This window comes from Microvirga puerhi (assembly GCF_020089865.1).
GTDB lineage: Bacteria > Pseudomonadota > Alphaproteobacteria > Rhizobiales > Beijerinckiaceae > Microvirga > Microvirga puerhi.
In genome coordinates, this window is the sequence record NZ_JAIRBM010000003.1 from 22,297 (window position 1) to 40,430 (window position 18,134).

The window sequence follows — 18,134 nt, forward strand, 5'->3', positions numbered from 1 at the left end:
CGGTCTTCAGCGCCAGAAGCGCTGCGCCGCGAAGGGGGTAGGATCGACCGGGCTGCTTCGTCCGTCGATCATTGCCGCCGCCATCCGCGCGGTCACGGCAGCCTGCGTCAGGCCATGATGACCGTGTCCGAAGGCATAGAGGATCCTACGGTCCATGCTGGCCGGGCCAATGACGGGCAGCGAATCGGGAAGCGAGGGACGGAAACCCATCCACCGTTTGGCCGGTTGCGTTTCGTCTAGATGGGGCAGGAAGCGCTTCAGCCGCTGCAGGATGGCGTCGGTGCGGCGATGATTGGGAGGTGCCTGCGTTCCCGCGAATTCCACCGCACCGCCGACCCTGTCCCCCGTATCGAGCGGTGTCGTGACGAAGCCTTCGCCCTCGAACATGACCGGGCGGCCGAGGCCGAAGGTGCCTTTTGGAAAAGTGGCGTTGTAGCCGCGCTCCGTATCGAGCAGGATCCGGTCACCGAGCTGTTGTGCCAGAGATCGCGACCAGATTCCGGCAGCGATCACGATCCGGTCGGATGTGACGTTTTTTACGTCTCCGTCCGTGTGGACGTGCACGATATCGTCCTTCGGGTCGACGGCCACGGCCTGCTCCGCGACCTGCACGGCGCCCCGTGCAAGGGCGAGCTTGAGGAGTTCGGAAGCCAGGATCGCGGGATCGGAAACGTGGCATATTTCCGGATAAAGCACCGCCGCTTCGACATTCTGCAGTGCCGGCTCGATACGTGCGACGTCTTCCGATGCGAGGGCCTCAACCGCGATTCCGAATTGGTGTTGTCGGGCGAAGACGTCTTCCGATTTTTGGAAGGCGCTGCGATCGCGCCACACCGTCAGGAGGCCGCGCTCGCGCAGATGATCTGCCAGGTCGAGCGAGGCAAGGAGCGCCTTCCAGGATGGCAGGGCCTCGGCGTTGATGGCGCGGATGGCCGTGATGCTCGATTCAATGCGGGCCGGAGAGGAGGCCAGCACGAAGCGCATCAGCCAGGGCGCCAGATGCGGCAGGTAGCCGGGCCTGATGGCGAGCGGGCCGAGGGGATCCATCAGCCAGCGCGGCAGATTCCGCCAGACCTTCGGCGAGGCCAGAGGCATGATATCGGTATGGGCGATCCAGCCGGCATTGCCGTCCGTCGGACGTCCCTGTTTCCCGCCTGGGTCGACGAGGGTGACCGCGTGTCCCTGGTCGAGAAGCGCGTGAGCCGTCGCGAGGCCGACGATGCCCGCACCGATGATCGTGATCCGCATGGCGTCTGCCCTCAGGCGCGACCGGTCTGGTCGACCACCTGGAAGCCGTGGGCGAAAGGATCACGGTCGTCGATGACGATGGTGTTGAACCCCGTGACGCGCGCCCAGCCCTCGATCGACGGGATGATGGCATCCCGGTCTCCGACCTTGGCGCGTCCCTCGATGCGGCCCGTGAAGGTCGAGCCGATGATGCTCTCGTGCACGAAGTCGTCGCCTTCCTTCAGTTCGCCGCGCGCGGCGAGCTGCGCCATGCGCGCCGAGGTGCCGGTGCCGCAGGGCGAACGGTCGATGGCTTTGTCGCCGTAGAACACCGCATTGCGCGCCGTGCCCCACGCCGTCTGCGGCTTGCCGGTCCACATCACATGCGTGAGGCGGTTGATGGCCGGATTGGTCGGATGGGCGATCGTGTGGCGGGCGTTGAACGCCTCGCGCAGCTTCGGACTCCAGCGCAGGACGTCGGATGGGTTGACCGCCGACAGGTCGGCGTAGCGTTCCTGCGGCTCGACGATGGCGTAGAAATTGCCGCCATAGGCCACGTCCACCTTGAGCGTCCCGAGACCTTCGACCTCGACCTCGTAATCCGTTCCATAGAGAAACGACGGCACGTTCGTGATGCGGACCTTCTCGATGAACGGACCGTTCTGCTCGTAGCGCGCCTCGACGAGCCCAGCGGGCGTATCGAGCTTCAAGAGGCCCGGCGTCTTCGGGTGAATGAGCCCGTTCTCGATCGCGATGGTCACGGTGCCGATCGTGCCGTGGCCGCACATGGGCAGGCAGCCGGACGTCTCGATGAACAGAATGCCGACGTCGCAATCGAGGCGTGTCGGCGGATAGAGGATCGAGCCCGACATCATGTCGTGTCCGCGCGGCTCGAACATCAGCCCGGTGCGGATCCAGTCGTGCTCGGCCAGGAAGTGCTGGCGGCGGTCGAACATGGTCTCGCCGTGGAGCGTCGGAATGCTGCCTCCGGTCACCACGCGGACCGGGTTTCCGCAGGTATGGCCGTCGATGCAGAAGAAGGTGTGCCGCGTCATGAGGAATTCTCGGGTGGCAATCGGTCGTCACGTATAGCGGAAAACAAAAGGGGCGGTCGAGCCGAGAGGCTTTCGACCGCCCGCGGGATCAGGCCGCCGGCTTGAGGCCTACTTCGGGGAGAGCGGGGCGGGTCTTCAGGGCCTTGGCCATGATGGCCTCGACGGTGGCGCGCTCCTCGTTGCTCAGGGGCAGCCGCGGCGGCCGCGTGATGGAGGAGCCGCGTCCCATGATCTCCTCGCACAGCTTGATGCATTGCACGAGATCGGGGCGGGCATCGAGGTGGAGCAGGGGCATGAACCACTCGTAGAGGGGCATGGCCTCGTCGTAGCGGCCGGCCTTGGCGAGGCGGAACAGGGTCTCGCCCTCGCGCGGGAAGGCGTTCGACATGCCGGAAACCCAGCCCTGCGCGCCGAGCATCACGCTCTCCACCACCACGTCGTCGAGGCCGGAGAAGATCACGAACCGGTCGCCCACCATGTTCTTCACATCGGTGAAGCGACGGGTATCGCCGGAGGAGTCCTTGAAGCAGACGATCGTCTCGCAATCGGCGAGGGAGACAAGAATCTCGGGCGTCACGTCGTTCTTGTAGATCGGCGGGTTGTTGTAGACCATGACGGGAAGGTCGGTGGCCTTGGCGACGCTACGGAAATGCGCCGCGGTCTCATGCGGCTTCGAGGAATAGACGAGGGCCGGCATCACCATGATGCCGTCGATGCCGACACGCGCCGCTTCCTTCGCGGTCTCGCAGGCGAAAGCCGTGGTGAATTCGGCGACCCCGGCGATCACCGGAACACGGCCACGGGAGATCGCCTTCGCGGTCTCCATCACCGCGACCTTCTCGGCCCGGCTCAGCGACGTGTTCTCTCCGACCGTGCCGCACACGATCAGACCCGAGACGCTGTCCCGGATCAGGCCCTCGAGGACCTTCGCCGTGGCATCGAGATCGAGGGAAAAATCGGATCTGAACTGGGTCGTGACTGCCGGAAAGACGCCTTCCCAGCCGATTGCCTTCGCCATGGCGCCATACTCCTGTTGGAGGTTGAGATCGCATAATGTAGATTGTATAAAATCTTCTCTGTCAACCCAATGCCGTCCGAAGGTGCTATGGTCCTGTCCAACCTATCCATTCTCATTTCGTCGCAATGACCCTCAAAGCTGCCTCTGCCGCGAAGCCGGTTCAGAAAACCCTTCGGCATCGGACGATCTCCGCCGCCGTCGCGGAGGATTTGCGCCGCCGGATCATCGACGGCGACTTCGCCGCGGGCTTTCAGCTGCGCCAGGACGCGCTGGCGAGCGAGTTCGGCGTCAGCCGGATTCCGGTCCGCGAGGCCCTGATGCAGCTCGAAGCCGAAGGCCTCGTAAAGATCCACCCGCATCGCGGCGCCATCGTATCGGAGCTCTCTACCGAGGAGGTCGAGGAGCTCTTCGAGCTGCGCGCGCTCCTCGAACCTCGCCTCCTGAAAGCCTCCGCGCGCCATCTGACGGAGGAGGACTACCGGCAGCTTCGGGCGATCCTTCAGGAATATGGCGCCGAGCTGCGGGCTCAGCATGTGGGCCGTTGGGGCGAACTCAATACGGAATTCCATCGCCTGCTCTACCGCCACGCGGAACAGCCCCGCACCATGGCGATGGTGTTCAACCTTCTCCAGGAATGCGACCGGCATACGCGGCTGCAGCTCTCGCTCACCGATGGCATGGAGCGCGCCGAGGCCGAGCATGCCGAATTGGTCGAGCTTTGCGCCGAAGGAAAGATTGCAGCGGCCTGCGCCTTGCTGAAGACGCATATCGAGAATGCGGGGAAGTCCCTTCGCGAATATATCAGGGATCACCATAAGGCGTGATACCGCGACCGTTTGAAGACCTAGACATTCAAAAGTCTAAGTAGGATGGAGCAGAGAGATGAAGCCGAATTACATTGCGGGTGCGTGGACCGAGGCGGCGCATGGAGCGCCCAACATCAACCCATCGAATACCAATGACGTGGTGGGCGACTTTGCTCGCGCCGAAGCGGCCGATGCCGAGCGCGCTATTGCTGCGGCTTACGATGCCTTCCCGGCTTGGTCGCGGTCCTCGATCCAGAAGCGGCACGATATCCTGAAAGCCATCGGCGACGAGATCATCGCCCGCAAGGACGAGCTTGGCCGCCTCCTGTCACGCGAGGAAGGCAAGACCCTGCCCGAAGGCATTGGTGAGGTCGTCCGCGCGGGCCAGATCTTTCTGTTCTTCTCCGGCGAAACCCTGCGGATGGCCGGCGACAAGCTGCCATCCGTGCGTCCGAACGTCGATGTGGAGATCACCCGCGAGGCAGTCGGTGTCGTTGGTCTGATCACACCGTGGAACTTCCCGATCGCGATTCCCGCCTGGAAGATCGCCCCTGCGCTCGCCTACGGCAACACCGTGGTGTTCAAGCCGGCGGAACTCGTTCCCGGCTCCGCACATGCCCTCTCCGAAATCATTGCGCGGACCGGCATTCCGGCAGGCGTATTCAACCTGGTGATGGGCAAGGGCTCGACAGTGGGCGAGGCCATGCTCAAGAGCCCGAAAGTCTCGGCAATCTCCTTCACCGGTTCTGTCGCAACCGGCCGTCGGGTGGCTGCCACCGCTATCGCCGCCGATCCGATGAAGAAACTGCAGCTCGAAATGGGCGGCAAGAACCCGATGGTGGTGCTCGACGACGCCGATCTCAACGTGGCGGTGGACTGCGCCATCAACGGCGCGTTCTTCTCCACGGGTCAGCGTTGCACGGCCTCCTCGCGGCTGATCGTGACGGAGGGCGTGCACAATCGCTTCGTCGATGCCTTGAGCGAGCGGATGAAGAGCCTCGTCGTGGACGATGCTCTGAAAGCCGGCACGCAGATCGGTCCGGTGGTCGACCAGAATCAGCTCGATCAGGATCTGTCCTATATCCGCATCGGTCAGGACGAGGGTGCCAAGCTCGTCGGTGGCGGCGAGCTTCTGAACCGGGACAATCCCGGCTTCTATATGGCTCCCGCTTTGTTCACGGAGGTGGACAATTCCATGCGCATCGCCCGCGAAGAGATCTTTGGGCCGGTCGCGACGGTGACGCGGGTGCGCGACTACGACGAGGCGCTGGCGGTGGCGAACGACACGCCGTTCGGGCTTTCGTCCGGCATCTGCACTACCAGCCTGAAACATGCCAGCCACTTCAAGCGCAATGCGGAAGCAGGCATGGTGATGGTCAACCTGCCGACGGCGGGCGTCGACTATCATGTGCCATTCGGCGGCCGCAAAGGCTCGTCCTACGGTCCGCGCGAACAGGGACGTTATGCGGAAGAGTTCTACACCACGGTGAAGACCGCCTATACGTTTGACGGCAATACCGGCGAACCGCCGAAGACCCGCTCCAGCGAGTGAGCGGATCCGCATCGGCGCAGCCAATCGCAACAGCAAGCGCCCTTCCGGTTCACAGGACCGGGAGGGCGTTTCTTATTCGGGCTCAGGACTTATTGATCGAAAGCGGAACGCATAATCTGCCGGAAAATTGGCAGATTCGTGCGATGGACGTATCGGTCGCATCGGGGGTCATGAGTACTTGCTTCTCCACAAGCCCCGGAAAGGGAAAATCTTGCCCGAGAACGACTATGATGCATTCGCGGCCGATTATGACGCCGACAACGAAGCCAACGCCTGGAATGCCTATTATGAACGGCCGGCCATTCTTTCGCTCGTTGGCGAGGTCGCCGGGCTTCGGGTGCTCGATGCGGGATGCGGCGGCGGGGCTCATGGTGCAGCGCTTCTCGACCGAGGGGCGATCCTGACCGGTATCGACTCAAGTTCGGGCTTGCTGGAAATCGCACAACGTCGTCTTGGAGGGCGTGCGCGATTGCTGTCGGCTGATCTGAACAAGCCACTGCCCTTTGAAGATGGCGCGTTCGACGTGATCCTCGCCTCGCTTGTCATGCACTATCTGCCTGACTGGTCGCTGCCCCTCTCGGAGTTCAATCGCCTTCTGCCCCAAGGCGGTCGTCTGGTTTTCTCCACGCACCATCCCTTCATGGATCACCCGTCGACCGGACACGACAATTACTTCGAGACCTACAGCTTCAACGAGACCTGGCAGCGTGGCGGGAAGGACATCGTGATGCGCTTCTGGCATCGACCGCTTCATGCCATGTTCGACGCACTCAAAGCGGCTGGATTTCAGATCGACGTCCTGAGCGAGCCGCAACCCGACCCTCGCGCCCGCACCCTTTTTCCGGAGGCCTATCAGAGCCTGACGACCAAGCCGCGATTCCTGTTCTTCTCGGCGGTGAAAGTGTGAGCCGTCCAAAGGGACGCGCCGTCGTAGCCTTGATCTGCAATCAGGACTTTGCCGGAGGCAGGGTCAGCGCCTTCCAAGGCTAATCCTGATCGGGCAGCACCACATAGATCAGGACGGCCAGGATCGTCACGACGAACCGGAAGGCGGAAGGCACGCCGTTCCATTGCTGCGACATCCACATTCCGAACCATTCGCCGCCGATCGACATGAAGCCCACCTGCCACACGAGAAAGCCCAGCGTGAGCCCGGCCACGGCGAAGGATTTCGATGCCTGGAAGGTGGCGGCATTCTGCCGAATGGCGGTGAACATCCTGAAGGCACCGATCCAGCAAAGAAGTGCCGTGGCGACCTCTGCGGCGATGATCAGGAGATAGGCCGCCTGATGCAGGGCCGGGCTTGTGATCGCCCGGTAGCGGATCGTCGTATCCGGGAACAAGGTGTCCATGTCGAGGACGTGGTGCACGAAGGCGAAATTGGTGCCGTAATCGGTGATGTTGCCGAAGCCGACGAGAGTCGCGAAGAGGGCGATCGCCGCCACCATGATGGTCTTCGACAGGCGGATCATCATGTCTCACTTCTCCATGCCGGCTGCGCAATTCCACTGCGGCATGGACGGAATTGTTAGGACCAGAGTCCGTCAGGCGCAAGGAGAGTGGCTGCCGGAAACAGGAGCATCAAACGCAAAATAGGAACCGGCTTTGTATGAAAAGATGCTTCAGGTCACGGTTGCCGTCGAATCCCGCACGATCAGGCGGCAAGCGAGCTCCGTGCGGCGCACCAGATGCGGTCCGCCCTCCGTGAGGCCGATCAGGCTTTCGACGGCCGTCTCCCCGAGTTCCCGCGCGGGAATATGCATGGTCGTGAGGCGCGGCGTCAGCAGGTCGGAGATCGGCAAATCGTCGATCCCCATCACGGATACGTCGCGGGGGCAGTGAATCTGGCGGGCTGCAAGCGCGGACAGGACGCCGAGGGCCAGACTGTCCGCGGCGCAGAGGAAGGCCGTGACGTGGAGCGTGCCCTTGTCGAGCCGGTCACCGATGGCGCGTTCCGCACATTCGGGCGTCCAGTCCTCCACCTCGATGATGTCGTCGGACGGGCAGGCTAGTCCGTGTTCCAGCAAGGCGTCGCGCCAGCCCTCGAGGCGGCGCTGGATGGTCAGGCGGCCGGGCCGCATGACGAAGGCGATGCGTTCGTGCCCCAGGCCGATGAGATAATCGCAAGCGAGCCGCGTTGCGGAGCGATTGCACGGGCTGACGCTGGAGATGCGCATCAGGGGATCGTCCCCGTTGATGAGGACCGCCGGCTTTCCACTCTCCGCGACGAGGGAGAGTACTTGAAGGTCGTCCACCGTGAGCAACAGAGTGCCACAGATGTCCTCGCTCTCCAGGGCCTCGACGAGCGGTGCGCGATTCTCGTCCGGGTCTGGGAGGGGAATGAGCGAGATCTCCAGCTCATGCGCTGCGGCCGACGATTTCAGGCCTTCCAGAACGTGCCAGGTGAACTGGGTGCGGCTGTAATCGGTCATGGCCGCCTTGCTGGCGATCACGGCGATTCGTGAGCCACGGGCCATGGTGGGCAAGGGATAGCGGACGTGCTTGGCGGCAGAAAGGATGCGCTGCCTAAGGTCCTCCCGCACCCCTTTCTGGCCCGCGAGGGCCCGGGACACCGTGCTGATGGAGACGTCGCAGGCAAGAGCGATGTCGCGGAGGCGGCTCCGTCCGAGGGTTGATTTCATAGCGATATCCGCAGGTTCATCAGTCGGCTCTAGATAGAAGCCACTCTGCAAAAAATTTTCATGTTGCGCAACTCGTGCCATTCATGAAAACTCCTCCCAAGTTCAGAAGAACGCCAGGGATGAAGCGCCGATGTGGGAACGGGATCGCCTGATCCGTCAGCTCGACCGTTTGGTCGATGGAATGGTCGCGTTGCAGCACGACGGTAGTTTCCATGAGCCGAATCTCGACGGGACTCCAGGCGACTACATCAGCTTCGACGGTTGGGAATGGCCGCAGGGCGTCGGGATCTATGGTCTCGTGCGCTACTGGGAGTTCAGCGGCCAGGACCGGCATCGCCAGCTCGTCGAAGCGTGGTACCAGCGCCAGCTCGGCCGACCTCTGCCCAAGGCCAACGTCAACACCACCGCGCCGATGCTGGCGCTCTCGATCCTCTGGGACAGGACCCGCGATCCGCGCTGGAAAGAGCCTCTCGAGCGTTGGGCCGGAATCGTCATGGACGACCTGCCGCGGACCGAGGAGGGGGGCTTCCAGCATATCGTGTCGGATAGCGTCAATCCGGGCGAGCTGTGGGACGACACGCTCTTCATGGTCGGCCTGTTTCTCGCCAGCTACGGACGCGCCGCAGGCCGCCGGGATCTCATCGACGAGGCCGTGCGGCAGTTCCTGCTTCACACGCATTACCTCACCGATCGCAAGACCGGCCTGTGGTATCACGGCTGGACTTTCGAGGGTCGCCACAACTTCGCCGGCGCTCTCTGGGCGCGCGGTAACGCATGGATCACCGCAGGTCTTCTCGACTTCATCGAACTCGGCGGCATCGAAGGCGGCGTGAGGGACTTTCTCCTCGGCTGCCTGCGCACGCAGGCGGCCGCGCTCCTGCGCTACCAGGACAAGAGCGGGGGCTGGCATACGCTTGTCGACGATCCGACGTCCTATCTCGAAGCGTCCGCCACGGCGGGCTTCGGCTACGGCCTCTTGAAAGGCGCGAGGCTCGGCATCCTCGGGGAGGACGCACGCGAGGCGGGTCTCAGGGCTCTCGATTACGTGCTGTCGAATATCGACGAGACCGGCACCCTGCAGAACGTCTCCTATGGCACGCGGATGGGCCGCAATCTGCAATTCTACCACGACATTCCGCTGCAGCCGACGGGTTATGGCCAGGCGCTGGCGATCCTGCTTCTGGCCGAGGCCGTCCGTCATACGAACGATGTTGAATTGGAGTCCGCATAGATGATCGAGGTGCGATATGGCGCCGGCCCGGAAAAGATCGGCCAACTCTCGACGGAGGAGTTGCGTTCGACCTTCCTGATCGAGAACGTTTTTCCGAAGGATGAGGCGCGGCTCGTCTATACTCATATCGACCGCATGATCCTAGGCGGCTGCAGCCCCGTCACCAGCACGGTCGAGATCGGCGACGGCACGGCCATCGGCACGCCGCATCTTCTCTCCTATCGCGAGATGGGGATCGCCAATCTCGGCGGACCGGGGCGCATTGAAGCCGACGATCAGAGCTTCGATCTCGCCAACCGCGACGTCCTCTATGTCGGGCGCGGCACGAAGCGCCTGCGCATGCAGAGCGCCGATCCCAACAATCCAGCATGCTTCTACATGACCTCCGTTCCGTCGCAGGTCGACATCCCAAACCGGCTGATCACGAAGGGTCAGTCGAAACTCCTCGAACTCGGCGAGGAGCGGCGCGCCAACAAGCGGTCCCTGCGCATGTACATCCATCCTCAGGTGGCCCCCTCTGCACTGCTGCTCATGGGAATTACGGATCTCGCGCATGGCAGCGTCTGGAACACTATGCCGCCGCATCTGCATGAGCGGCGCATGGAGGCCTATGTCTATTTCGACATGGAGGCCGAGGACCGGGTGGTTCACTTGATGGGTCGGCCGGACGAGACGCGCCATCTCATGGTGGCGAATGGCGACGCCATCCTCTCGCCGGCATGGTCCATCCACATGGGCGCGGGCACGGGGCCTTACGCCTTCGTCTGGAGCATGACGGGCGAGAACCAGGAATACACCGACGTAGACCCGGTTCCGGTCAGCACGCTGCGATAATGACAACAGGTTCGGGGACGCCCAGGATGCATCTGACCACTCCTCTGAAAACCGGCGACGCCATCGCCCACTGGCAGCTCGGAAGCGTGCATGAGGAGCGCTACGACGTTCCGGACCGCACCATGGAAGGGAAGATGGATGCGTTCTTCTTCCTGACCAAGGACCGCAACTTCATCCCGCACCAATATCCGTGCCGGACGGACTTCATCGCGGCCTTTCGCGGCAAGGCTCCGAAGCCCGTCACCAGCTTCGCGCCTACGCGCGTATGGCTGCCCTTCGGCTCGCCGCGGGTGGATCTGTCCGGTTTCTGGTTCCGCGCGACGCGTGTCGAATGCTGGGCTCGGACGATGGTCGAGAGCCCAAGCGATCAGGTGGCACGGGTGCGCTTCGCCACCTGCGGCGGCGCCTTCCTCGAAGTCAACGGCCGGCGCGTCCATGAACTGACCCGCTACCAGCGCAATTTCGAGGAGAATGTGGAGGTCGAGATCTCCCTGCAAAAGGGGCTGAACGAGCTCCGCGTCTGGTTTGCGGATCTCTGCGAGCGCGATGCCCGCTATTATTTCAGCCTTGAATTGCTGTCGGGCGAGGGACTTTCGACTGCCATGCCGTGTCCGGTCGACGGCAATCGTGCCAAGGCCATCGAGCAGCTCCTTGAAGGCATGCGGTTCGAAAAGCCGTTCTACGGTGGCGGCGAGGTCGCCGTCGTGTTCGATCAGGCATCGGATCGGGATCTCGGTCTGCATGTGGAAGTGCGCGGCGACTTCATGTCGACGGAGGGCAATGCCACCCTCGACCGTCGCCTGCCTGCCGGCGCAACCCGGGTGTCACTGGCGGACACGAGCGAGCTTCCCGCCGATTTCCGCCATTTCGACATCACGCTGCGCGACGGCGATTTCGTGGCGACGCGCGTGCTCGGCGTCGAGATCTGCCACCTGACGGACAAGCCCGTTCCTTCCGATATCCAGGCCAGGGCGCAAACCGTCCTCGACCACGTGGCGGAGCACGGCGAGCGAGACATGGTGGCGGTGCTGGCGCGTCTCGCTTTGGGACGGGGCGGACCGGAAACTGACCACATCATCGAATCATGCCTGCCGATCATCGGCGATTGCCATGATTGCGCGGACTTTCTCCTCGTGCCGCTCCTGTGGTCGCGCATCGCCTGGCCGGAGCGGATCGCACCGGAGACGCGCGCCCGCATGGACGACGTCATCCTGCGCTTCCGTTACTGGATGGACGAGCCCGGCAACGACGTCATGTGGTATTTCAGCGAGAACCACGCGCTGCTGTTCCACACCGCCTGCCATCTCGCCGGCACACTGTTCCCCGAAGAGACTTTCCGGCGTTCCGGCCGCAAGGGGAAGGAACAGGCCGAGATCGGCCGCCAGCGCCTCCTGGAATGGCTCACCCATTTCGAGGCCTGCGAGATGGCCGAGTGGAATTCGGCTCCGTACTTCCCCATCGACCTCAAGGGGCTTTGCGCTCTCTATGCGCTGTCTCCAGACAAGGGAATCCGCGAGCGTTCCGGCGCGGCCATCCGCAGGCTCCTCGAAATCATGGCCTTGTCGAGCCATCACGGCCTCATGACCGCTTCGCAGGGACGCAGCTACGAGCATACGCTCCGGCCGGGTCGGACGCTGGAGCTCTCCGGCATCATGTATCTGGCCTATGGCAAGGGCTGGCTCGGCCGCCGCTTCCATGCGCTGCCGCAGCTGGCTCTCTGCTTCGCGAAGCACGGGCTTTCCATTGCCGACAGTCTCGCCAGCTTTGCCGATTACAACGGCGACAAGGCCTATGAGTGGCGCTATCGCCAGGGCGAGAACGGAATTGCGTCGCTCTATCACTTCAAGTCGAAGGATTATGCGCTCGGCAGCATCGCGGCCTATCGCTGGGGCGAGTGGGGATATCAGGAGACGATCCTTCACCTGCGCCTGGGCAACCGTCCGGAATCGCAGATCTGGATCAATCATCCCGGCGAAGTGATCCATAGCGGCTACGGCCGCCCGTCCTATTGGGGTGGCTGCGGAACCGTACCGCGCGCCCACCAATACCGGTCCCTTGCGGTCCTCGATTTCAACGCTCACCCCACGCAGCCCGATTTCACGCATGCCTGGCTGCCGGAGGCGGAGATGGACGAAGTCATCCATCTTGGCGACCGGATTCTCGTGCGCTCGGGCGACGGTCTCTGTCTGCTCGTTGCAAGCGGCGTGCTGAAGCGGGTTGCAACGGGACCGACCGCAGGATGCGAGATTCGGCTGCCGGGTCATCGTGGACGCTGGATCGTCCGCCTCTCCGATCTGAAGACGGAGGGAAGCCTTGCCGCCTTCGGCCGGCGTTTCGCCGGATTGTCGGCCCAGGATCGGGGGGACAACGCCATTCTCCTCAACGATCCGGACTATGGAATCGTCGCCTGCGGCCCGGACGGCATCGTCCAGGCCGGCTCCGAGAGGCTCGATCCGAAGAGCTGGACTCTTTCGGGCGAGCTGACCCTCTACCCGGAGGGAGCGTCCATCGCGCTTCCCTCCCAATCACGACCACAAAAAGAGCATCTCAAGATCGCCTGAACAGCTTCATCATGGGAGGAAAATGATGAAAGGATTCAAAACTCTGGCCTGTGGGGCCCTGGCGCTCGCGTTGAGCGCATCGACTGCGTTTGCCGCCACCGAAGTCCGCATCATGTGGTACTCGGACGGCAACGAGGGCGAGGTCCTGCAGGACATCGTCAAGCGTTTCGAGGCCCAGAATTCCGACATCAAGGTCGTCATCGACAATGTCGCGTTCGGCATCATCAAGGATCAGCTGCCGGTGCAGCTGGAGGCCGGGCGCGGTCCGGATATCGTCCGCGTGGTCGAGTTGAAATCCCAGGCCAAGCACTGGCTCGACTTGCGGCCGCATCTCAAGGATGCCGCGACCTTCGAGAAGAACTTCTCCAACACGCTCGACTGGATGCGCGACGACGGCAGCAACGCGCTTCCCGGCTTCATGACCCAGCTCACCATCACCGGGCCTTTAGTGAACACGACCCTGTTCGAGCAGGCCAATGTTCCCGTCCCTGGCGACAAGGCGACATGGGACGAGTGGGCCGACGCTGCCCGCAAGGTCGCCAAGAGCCAGCAGATTCCGATCGCGCTCGCCTTCGACCGTTCCGGCCACCGCTTCATGGGGCCTGCGATCTCGATGGGCGCGAAGGTGATCGGTCCCGACGGCAAGCCTGCGGTCATCGATGACGGCTTCAAGGCCATGGCCCAGCGCATCGCCGACTGGCACAAGGACGGCACCATGCCCAAGGAGATCTGGGGTGGCGTGGCCGGCACTACCTACAAGGGCGCCAACGACGAGTTCGTGAACGGACAGGTCGCCGTCTATTTCTCCGGTTCCTGGCAGGTGGCGCAGTTCTCCCAGAAGATCGGCGACAAGTTCGACTGGTCGGCCGGATCGGAGCCTTGCGGGCCTGCCGCCTGCACGGGCATGCCGGGCGGCGCCGGTCTCGTGGCCGTGAAGTACACACAGCATCCCAAGGAAGTCGCGCGCGTGATGGAATATCTGGCGAGCGAGCCGGTGGTACGCGAGTTCTCCGAGCGCACGCTGTTCCTGCCTGCGCATCAGGGCGTGGCGGCCAAAGGCGTCGACTTCAAGTCGAACGATCCGAACGTGAAGAAGTCGCTCGATGTCTTCCTGAAGGCGACGCAGACGGCATCTCCGCTCGCGCTCAAGATGCAGAGCTACAAGTGGTCGGGCGCCATCTTTGCCGCCGTCATCAGCCGCCTCGGTCAGGTAGTCGCCGGCGAAGCGAAGCTCGACGATGCCTATGCGCGGATCGACGACGACATCAAGCAGAAGGTCGCCGAGGCCTCCCGCTGACGAGGCGTGACATCATGGCACTCGTGACAGAAGAGAGAGGGCAGGCGTCTAGCCTGTCCTCGCTGTTGGCCCTGCCGTTCCACTGGTTCATGGCCGCGCTGAACGCGCCCATGAGCTTTGTGCAGCGGCGGTTCGGCATTGGCGGAATGGGTGTCGTGTTCCTGGCACCGAACATGCTGATCTTCGGTGTGTTCGTGCTCATTCCCGTGGCGATCAACGTCGCCTATTCGCTCACTGGCGGCACGGCGATCTTCATGGACGGGCGTCATTTCGTCGGTCTCGATCAATATCGTTCGCTTCTCAACTGCGAGAACTATGCGATTCCCTCCACCTGCCAGGAGGATGCGTTCTGGCAGAGTGTCCACAACACGGCGTTCTTCGTCGTCGTGCAGGTGACGGTCCTGGTCCTCGCGGCTCTGGGCACGGCCCTGGTGCTCAATCGCGAAATGCGCAGCCGCGGCTTCTGGCGCAGCGTCTTCTTCTTCCCCGTGCTGCTGTCGCCGGTGGTCGTCGGCCTGATCTGGAAATGGATCCTGCAGCGCGACGGGCTGCTCAACGCGATCCTGCTCGATTTCGGATTCGAGCGTACGCTCTGGCTCGCCGAACGCCACTGGGCCATGTTCTGGGCGATCTTCGTCTCCGTCTGGGCTCATCTCGGATTCTACACGCTGATTCTGCTCGCCGGGCTCCAAGCGATCCCGCGTGACCTCTACGAGGCGGCGATGATGGACGGCACTGGACGCCTGCGCACCTTCTGGCGCATCACCCTGCCGCTTCTCTGGCCGAACCTTCTCGTGGTCGTGATCCTGGCCCTCATCCGCGCCGTACAGATCTTCGACGAGGCTTTCGTTCTCACCGGTGGTGGTCCCGGAACCAGCACCATGTTCATCACGCAGTACATCTACGAGACGGGCTTTGCCCATGTGCTGCGCAACCTCGGCCTCGCCTCGGCAGCCTCGATTCTGATGGGCATCGTTCTCGTGGCGCTCACCGCGCTGCAGCTCGCGGTTTCGAACCGGCGCGCGAAAAAGGAGGGCGCATGAACGCGTTGACCACCTTCCTCCTGCGCCGCCGCGGCGGTCAGAGCTGGCACTGGACCGACATGCTCGCCTATCTCTGGCTTGCGATCGGTCTGGTGCTGATGTTCGGGCCGGTGCTGTGGCTGACGGTCTCGTCCTTCAAGACCCCGGCGACCCTGGCCGAGTTCCCGCCGACGCTGCTGCCGCTCGACACCCAGGTGGCGACGGTCCCCGGCTACGACAAGCCGCTGCCGCTCTACCGCGTGACGATGGAGGACGGGAGCCAGCGGGTTCTGGCGCAGGTGCGCCGGGTCGGGATCATGGCGCAGATGGTCGACCCGCAGAGCCCGCAGGCCATCGTGCGGGTACCGATCGACAAGCGCGTGCCGGTGCGCGAGATCAGCCTTGCGACATCGAATTACAGCGAGCCGCTGCGGCAGTTCGACTTCCTGCGCTATTTCCAGAACTCGGTCTTCGTGACCGTCATGGCGACTTTGATCACGCTGGTCGTGAATTCCATGGCCGCCTTCGCGCTCTCGAAATACGAGTTCAAGGGTAGGGCGGCGGTGCTCGGGATCATCCTGGCGACCCTGATGGTGCCGCTCTCGGTGATCGTCGTGCCGCTCTATCTGGTGGTGAACCAGCTCAATCTCTTCGATACACTTTGGGGGGTGATCCTGCCCACCGTCGCCACGCCAACCGGTGTCTTCCTGCTGCGGCAATACATGCTGACCATTCCGGACGAACTCATCGATGCCGCGCGCATGGACAAGGCCTCGGAGTGGCAGATCTATTGGCGTATCGTCCTGCCGCTGGCGGCGCCTGCGCTCGCGGTGCTTGCGATCTTCTCCGTCATGTGGCGCTGGAATGACTTCCTGTGGCCCCTCATCGTGCTCTCGCGGAAGGAGCAGTACACCCTGCAGGTCGGGCTCAACGCGTTCTCCGGCGAATTGAACGTGCAATGGCACTATGTGCTGTCCATGACGGTGCTGTCGATCCTGCCGGTGGCGCTGATCTTCCTGTTCCTGCAGCGCTACATCACCGCCGGCATCGCCAATACCGGCCTGAAATGACATCCGTGAACGCGAGAAAGACACCGCCGTGAGTGACCTCGTTCTCAACCAAGTCGTCAAGGAATTCGGTGCCGTTCGCATTCTGCACGGCATCGATCTCGCAATCCGCGACGGTGAGTTCGTGGTCTTCGTCGGCCCGTCGGGCTGCGGAAAGTCGACTCTGCTCCGGGTCATCGCAGGCCTTGAGCGGGTCAGCAGCGGCGAGATCCGTCTCGACAGCCGTCTCGTCAACGACGTGTCCGCCGCCGATCGCGGCCTTGCCATGGTGTTCCAGTCCTACGCACTCTATCCGCATATGAGCGTGCGTCAGAATCTGGCCTTCGGGCTGGAGAACAGCCGCATGCCGAAGGCGGAGATCGACAAGCGCGTGGCGGAGGCCGCGCGGATGCTGCTCATCGAGCCGCTTCTCCACCGCAAGCCGCGCCAGCTCTCGGGCGGACAGCGTCAGCGTGTCGCCATCGGCCGGGCCATTGTGCGTCGGCCTGGCATCTTCCTTTTGGACGAACCGCTGTCGAACCTCGATGCGGAGCTGCGCGTCGTCATGCGCGCCGAACTCGCGGCCCTGCACAACAGCCTGAAGGCGACCATGATCTACGTCACGCACGACCAGACGGAGGCCATGACGCTTGCCGATCGGATCGTCGTGCTGAAAGACGGCCGTATCGAGCAGGTCGGCACGCCACTCGAGCTCTACAACCAGCCCGCCAATCGTTTCGTGGCCGGCTTCATCGGCTCACCGCGCATGAATTTCATCGAGGGTGAGGCGGCTGTTGCTGGCGCTGTTTCCATCAACGGCCGCACGCTGCCGCTTCCGGGCCTCGCGGCTCAAACGGGTGCGTCCATCGTTCTCGGCGTGCGCCCGCACGCGGTAACGCTGACGGCTCCGGAGGATGCGGCCATCCCGCTCGAAGTGACTCTGGTGGAGCAGCTGGGTGCGGAAACGGTTCTGCATGGACGCACGGTGAAGGGAGAATCCTTCACCGTCACGGCGCCGGGCCAGGGCCGTTTCTCCATCGGCGAGCGCGTCGGCGTGACCTTCGCACCCGAGCACGTTCATGTCTTCGACGGCGAGGGCCGGGTGATTTCGCGATCCTGACGAATCGGCTACAATCACCCGATTTCTCCGCAACAAAAAAAGGCCGGAGACATCTCCGGCCTTCCGTCGGTAGGAAAAGCGTTCAGGCTTTTTCCTTCAAGCTTTCTTCTTGGCGCGCTCGATACCCTCGCGAATGAGGCGCTTCGCGTCTTCCGCGTCGCCCCAGCGGATGATCTTCACCCACTTGCCGGGCTCGAGGTCCTTGTAGTGCTCGAAGAAATGCTCGATCTGCTTGAGAGTGATCTCGGGCAGGTCGGTATAGGTCACGACCCGGTCATAGCGCTGGGTGAGGGCGTGGGACGGCACGGCGATGATCTTCTCGTCCTCGCCCGCATTGTCCTCCATCACCAGAACGCCGACTGGACGTACATTCATGACCGCGCCGGGAATGATCGCGCGGGTATTGGCGATCAGCACGTCGCAGGGGTCGCCGTCGCCAGAGAGCGTGTGGGGAATGAAGCCGTAATTTCCCGGATAGCGCATGGCCGTGTAGAGAAAGCGGTCCACGAAAAGCGCGCCGGATTCTTTTTCCATCTCGTATTTGATGGGCTCGCCGCCGAGCGGTACTTCGATGATGACGTTCACGTCCTCCGGCGGGTTCTTTCCGATCGGGATCGCATCCAGGCGCATTCACTCATTCTCCGAGGAGGGATTTCTTTGGGGGCTTCCTAACCGGTGAGGGCGCCAGCAACAAGGTGCCGACGCGATTTTCGGGGAATTCTT

The 18,134-nt window shown here is 63.1% G+C and carries 16 protein-coding genes; 10 read left to right on the forward strand and 6 right to left on the reverse strand.

Annotated elements, in window-relative coordinates; translation table 11 throughout:
• Positions 1 to 6: 6 nt before the first annotated feature.
• The 3 genes from K9B37_RS04490 to K9B37_RS04500 form a co-directional block, all read right to left on the reverse strand.
• Complete coding sequence (locus K9B37_RS04490) at positions 7 to 1,248, reverse strand: NAD(P)/FAD-dependent oxidoreductase (protein ID WP_224311627.1); 1,242 nt, start codon at positions 1,246 to 1,248, stop codon at positions 7 to 9.
• Between the two features lie 11 nt (positions 1,249 to 1,259).
• Entirely contained in the window at positions 1,260 to 2,282 is a 1,023-nt protein-coding gene (locus K9B37_RS04495) for a 4-hydroxyproline epimerase (protein ID WP_224311628.1), read from the reverse strand.
• An 88-nt stretch (positions 2,283 to 2,370) separates the two neighbouring features.
• Entirely contained in the window at positions 2,371 to 3,300 is a 930-nt protein-coding gene (locus tag K9B37_RS04500) for a dihydrodipicolinate synthase family protein (protein WP_224311629.1), read from the reverse strand.
• A gap of 125 nt (positions 3,301 to 3,425) precedes the next feature.
• Between K9B37_RS04500 and K9B37_RS04505 the strand changes: the two genes are divergently transcribed.
• The 3 genes from K9B37_RS04505 to K9B37_RS04515 all read left to right on the forward strand — a co-directional run bounded on the left by K9B37_RS04505 (position 3,426) and on the right by K9B37_RS04515 (position 6,565).
• Complete coding sequence (locus tag K9B37_RS04505; protein WP_224311630.1) at positions 3,426 to 4,124, forward strand: GntR family transcriptional regulator; 699 nt, start codon at positions 3,426 to 3,428, stop codon at positions 4,122 to 4,124.
• A 58-nt stretch (positions 4,125 to 4,182) separates the two neighbouring features.
• On the forward strand, positions 4,183 to 5,658 hold the full coding sequence (locus K9B37_RS04510; protein ID WP_224311631.1) for an aldehyde dehydrogenase family protein: 1,476 nt from the start codon (positions 4,183 to 4,185) through the stop codon (positions 5,656 to 5,658).
• 211 nt (positions 5,659 to 5,869) lie between these two features.
• Positions 5,870 to 6,565, forward strand: a complete 696-nt coding sequence (locus tag K9B37_RS04515) for a class I SAM-dependent methyltransferase (protein ID WP_224311632.1) — start codon at positions 5,870 to 5,872, stop codon at positions 6,563 to 6,565.
• Positions 6,566 to 6,644: 79 nt separating this feature from the next.
• Here K9B37_RS04515 and K9B37_RS04520 read toward each other — a convergent pair whose 3' ends face one another.
• Positions 6,645 to 7,133, reverse strand: coding sequence for a DUF2165 family protein (locus tag K9B37_RS04520; protein ID WP_224311633.1), 489 nt, complete (start codon positions 7,131 to 7,133; stop codon positions 6,645 to 6,647).
• Between the two features lie 147 nt (positions 7,134 to 7,280).
• Positions 7,281 to 8,300 (reverse strand): LacI family DNA-binding transcriptional regulator, encoded by a 1,020-nt coding sequence (locus tag K9B37_RS04525; protein ID WP_224311635.1) that lies wholly within the window; start codon positions 8,298 to 8,300, stop codon positions 7,281 to 7,283.
• A 130-nt stretch (positions 8,301 to 8,430) separates the two neighbouring features.
• Here K9B37_RS04525 and bglB point away from each other — a divergent pair, with 130 nt between their 5' ends.
• From bglB to K9B37_RS04560, 7 genes are read left to right on the forward strand one after another with little or no spacing between them, the layout of a single operon-like run.
• The gene (bglB, locus tag K9B37_RS04530) at positions 8,431 to 9,531 is read left to right on the forward strand and encodes a beta-galactosidase BglB (RefSeq protein WP_224311636.1); all 1,101 of its coding nucleotides are present in this window, start codon (positions 8,431 to 8,433) and stop codon (positions 9,529 to 9,531) included.
• Positions 9,532 to 10,365, forward strand: a complete 834-nt coding sequence (gene kduI, locus K9B37_RS04535; protein WP_224311639.1) for a 5-dehydro-4-deoxy-D-glucuronate isomerase — start codon at positions 9,532 to 9,534, stop codon at positions 10,363 to 10,365.
• 26 nt (positions 10,366 to 10,391) lie between these two features.
• Entirely contained in the window at positions 10,392 to 12,926 is a 2,535-nt protein-coding gene (locus tag K9B37_RS04540; RefSeq protein WP_224311640.1) for a hypothetical protein, read from the forward strand.
• 25 nt (positions 12,927 to 12,951) lie between these two features.
• Positions 12,952 to 14,223, forward strand: a complete 1,272-nt coding sequence (locus tag K9B37_RS04545) for an ABC transporter substrate-binding protein (RefSeq protein WP_224312121.1) — start codon at positions 12,952 to 12,954, stop codon at positions 14,221 to 14,223.
• 14 nt (positions 14,224 to 14,237) lie between these two features.
• Positions 14,238 to 15,266 carry a carbohydrate ABC transporter permease gene (locus K9B37_RS04550; protein WP_224311641.1) on the forward strand — a complete coding sequence of 343 codons (1,029 nt, stop codon included), beginning with the start codon at positions 14,238 to 14,240 and terminating at the stop codon, positions 15,264 to 15,266.
• Entirely contained in the window at positions 15,263 to 16,315 is a 1,053-nt protein-coding gene (locus K9B37_RS04555) for a carbohydrate ABC transporter permease (protein ID WP_224311644.1), read from the forward strand. Before K9B37_RS04550 ends, K9B37_RS04555 begins: the two co-directional genes overlap by 4 nt.
• Before the next feature lie 28 nt (positions 16,316 to 16,343).
• Positions 16,344 to 17,411, forward strand: a complete 1,068-nt coding sequence (locus tag K9B37_RS04560; protein ID WP_224311645.1) for an ABC transporter ATP-binding protein — start codon at positions 16,344 to 16,346, stop codon at positions 17,409 to 17,411.
• Between the two features lie 96 nt (positions 17,412 to 17,507).
• On the opposite strand, the gene ppa is transcribed toward K9B37_RS04560, so the two are convergent.
• Positions 17,508 to 18,041 carry an inorganic diphosphatase gene (ppa, locus tag K9B37_RS04565; protein WP_224311647.1) on the reverse strand — a complete coding sequence of 178 codons (534 nt, stop codon included), beginning with the start codon at positions 18,039 to 18,041 and terminating at the stop codon, positions 17,508 to 17,510.
• Between the last annotated feature and the right edge of the window lie 93 nt (positions 18,042 to 18,134).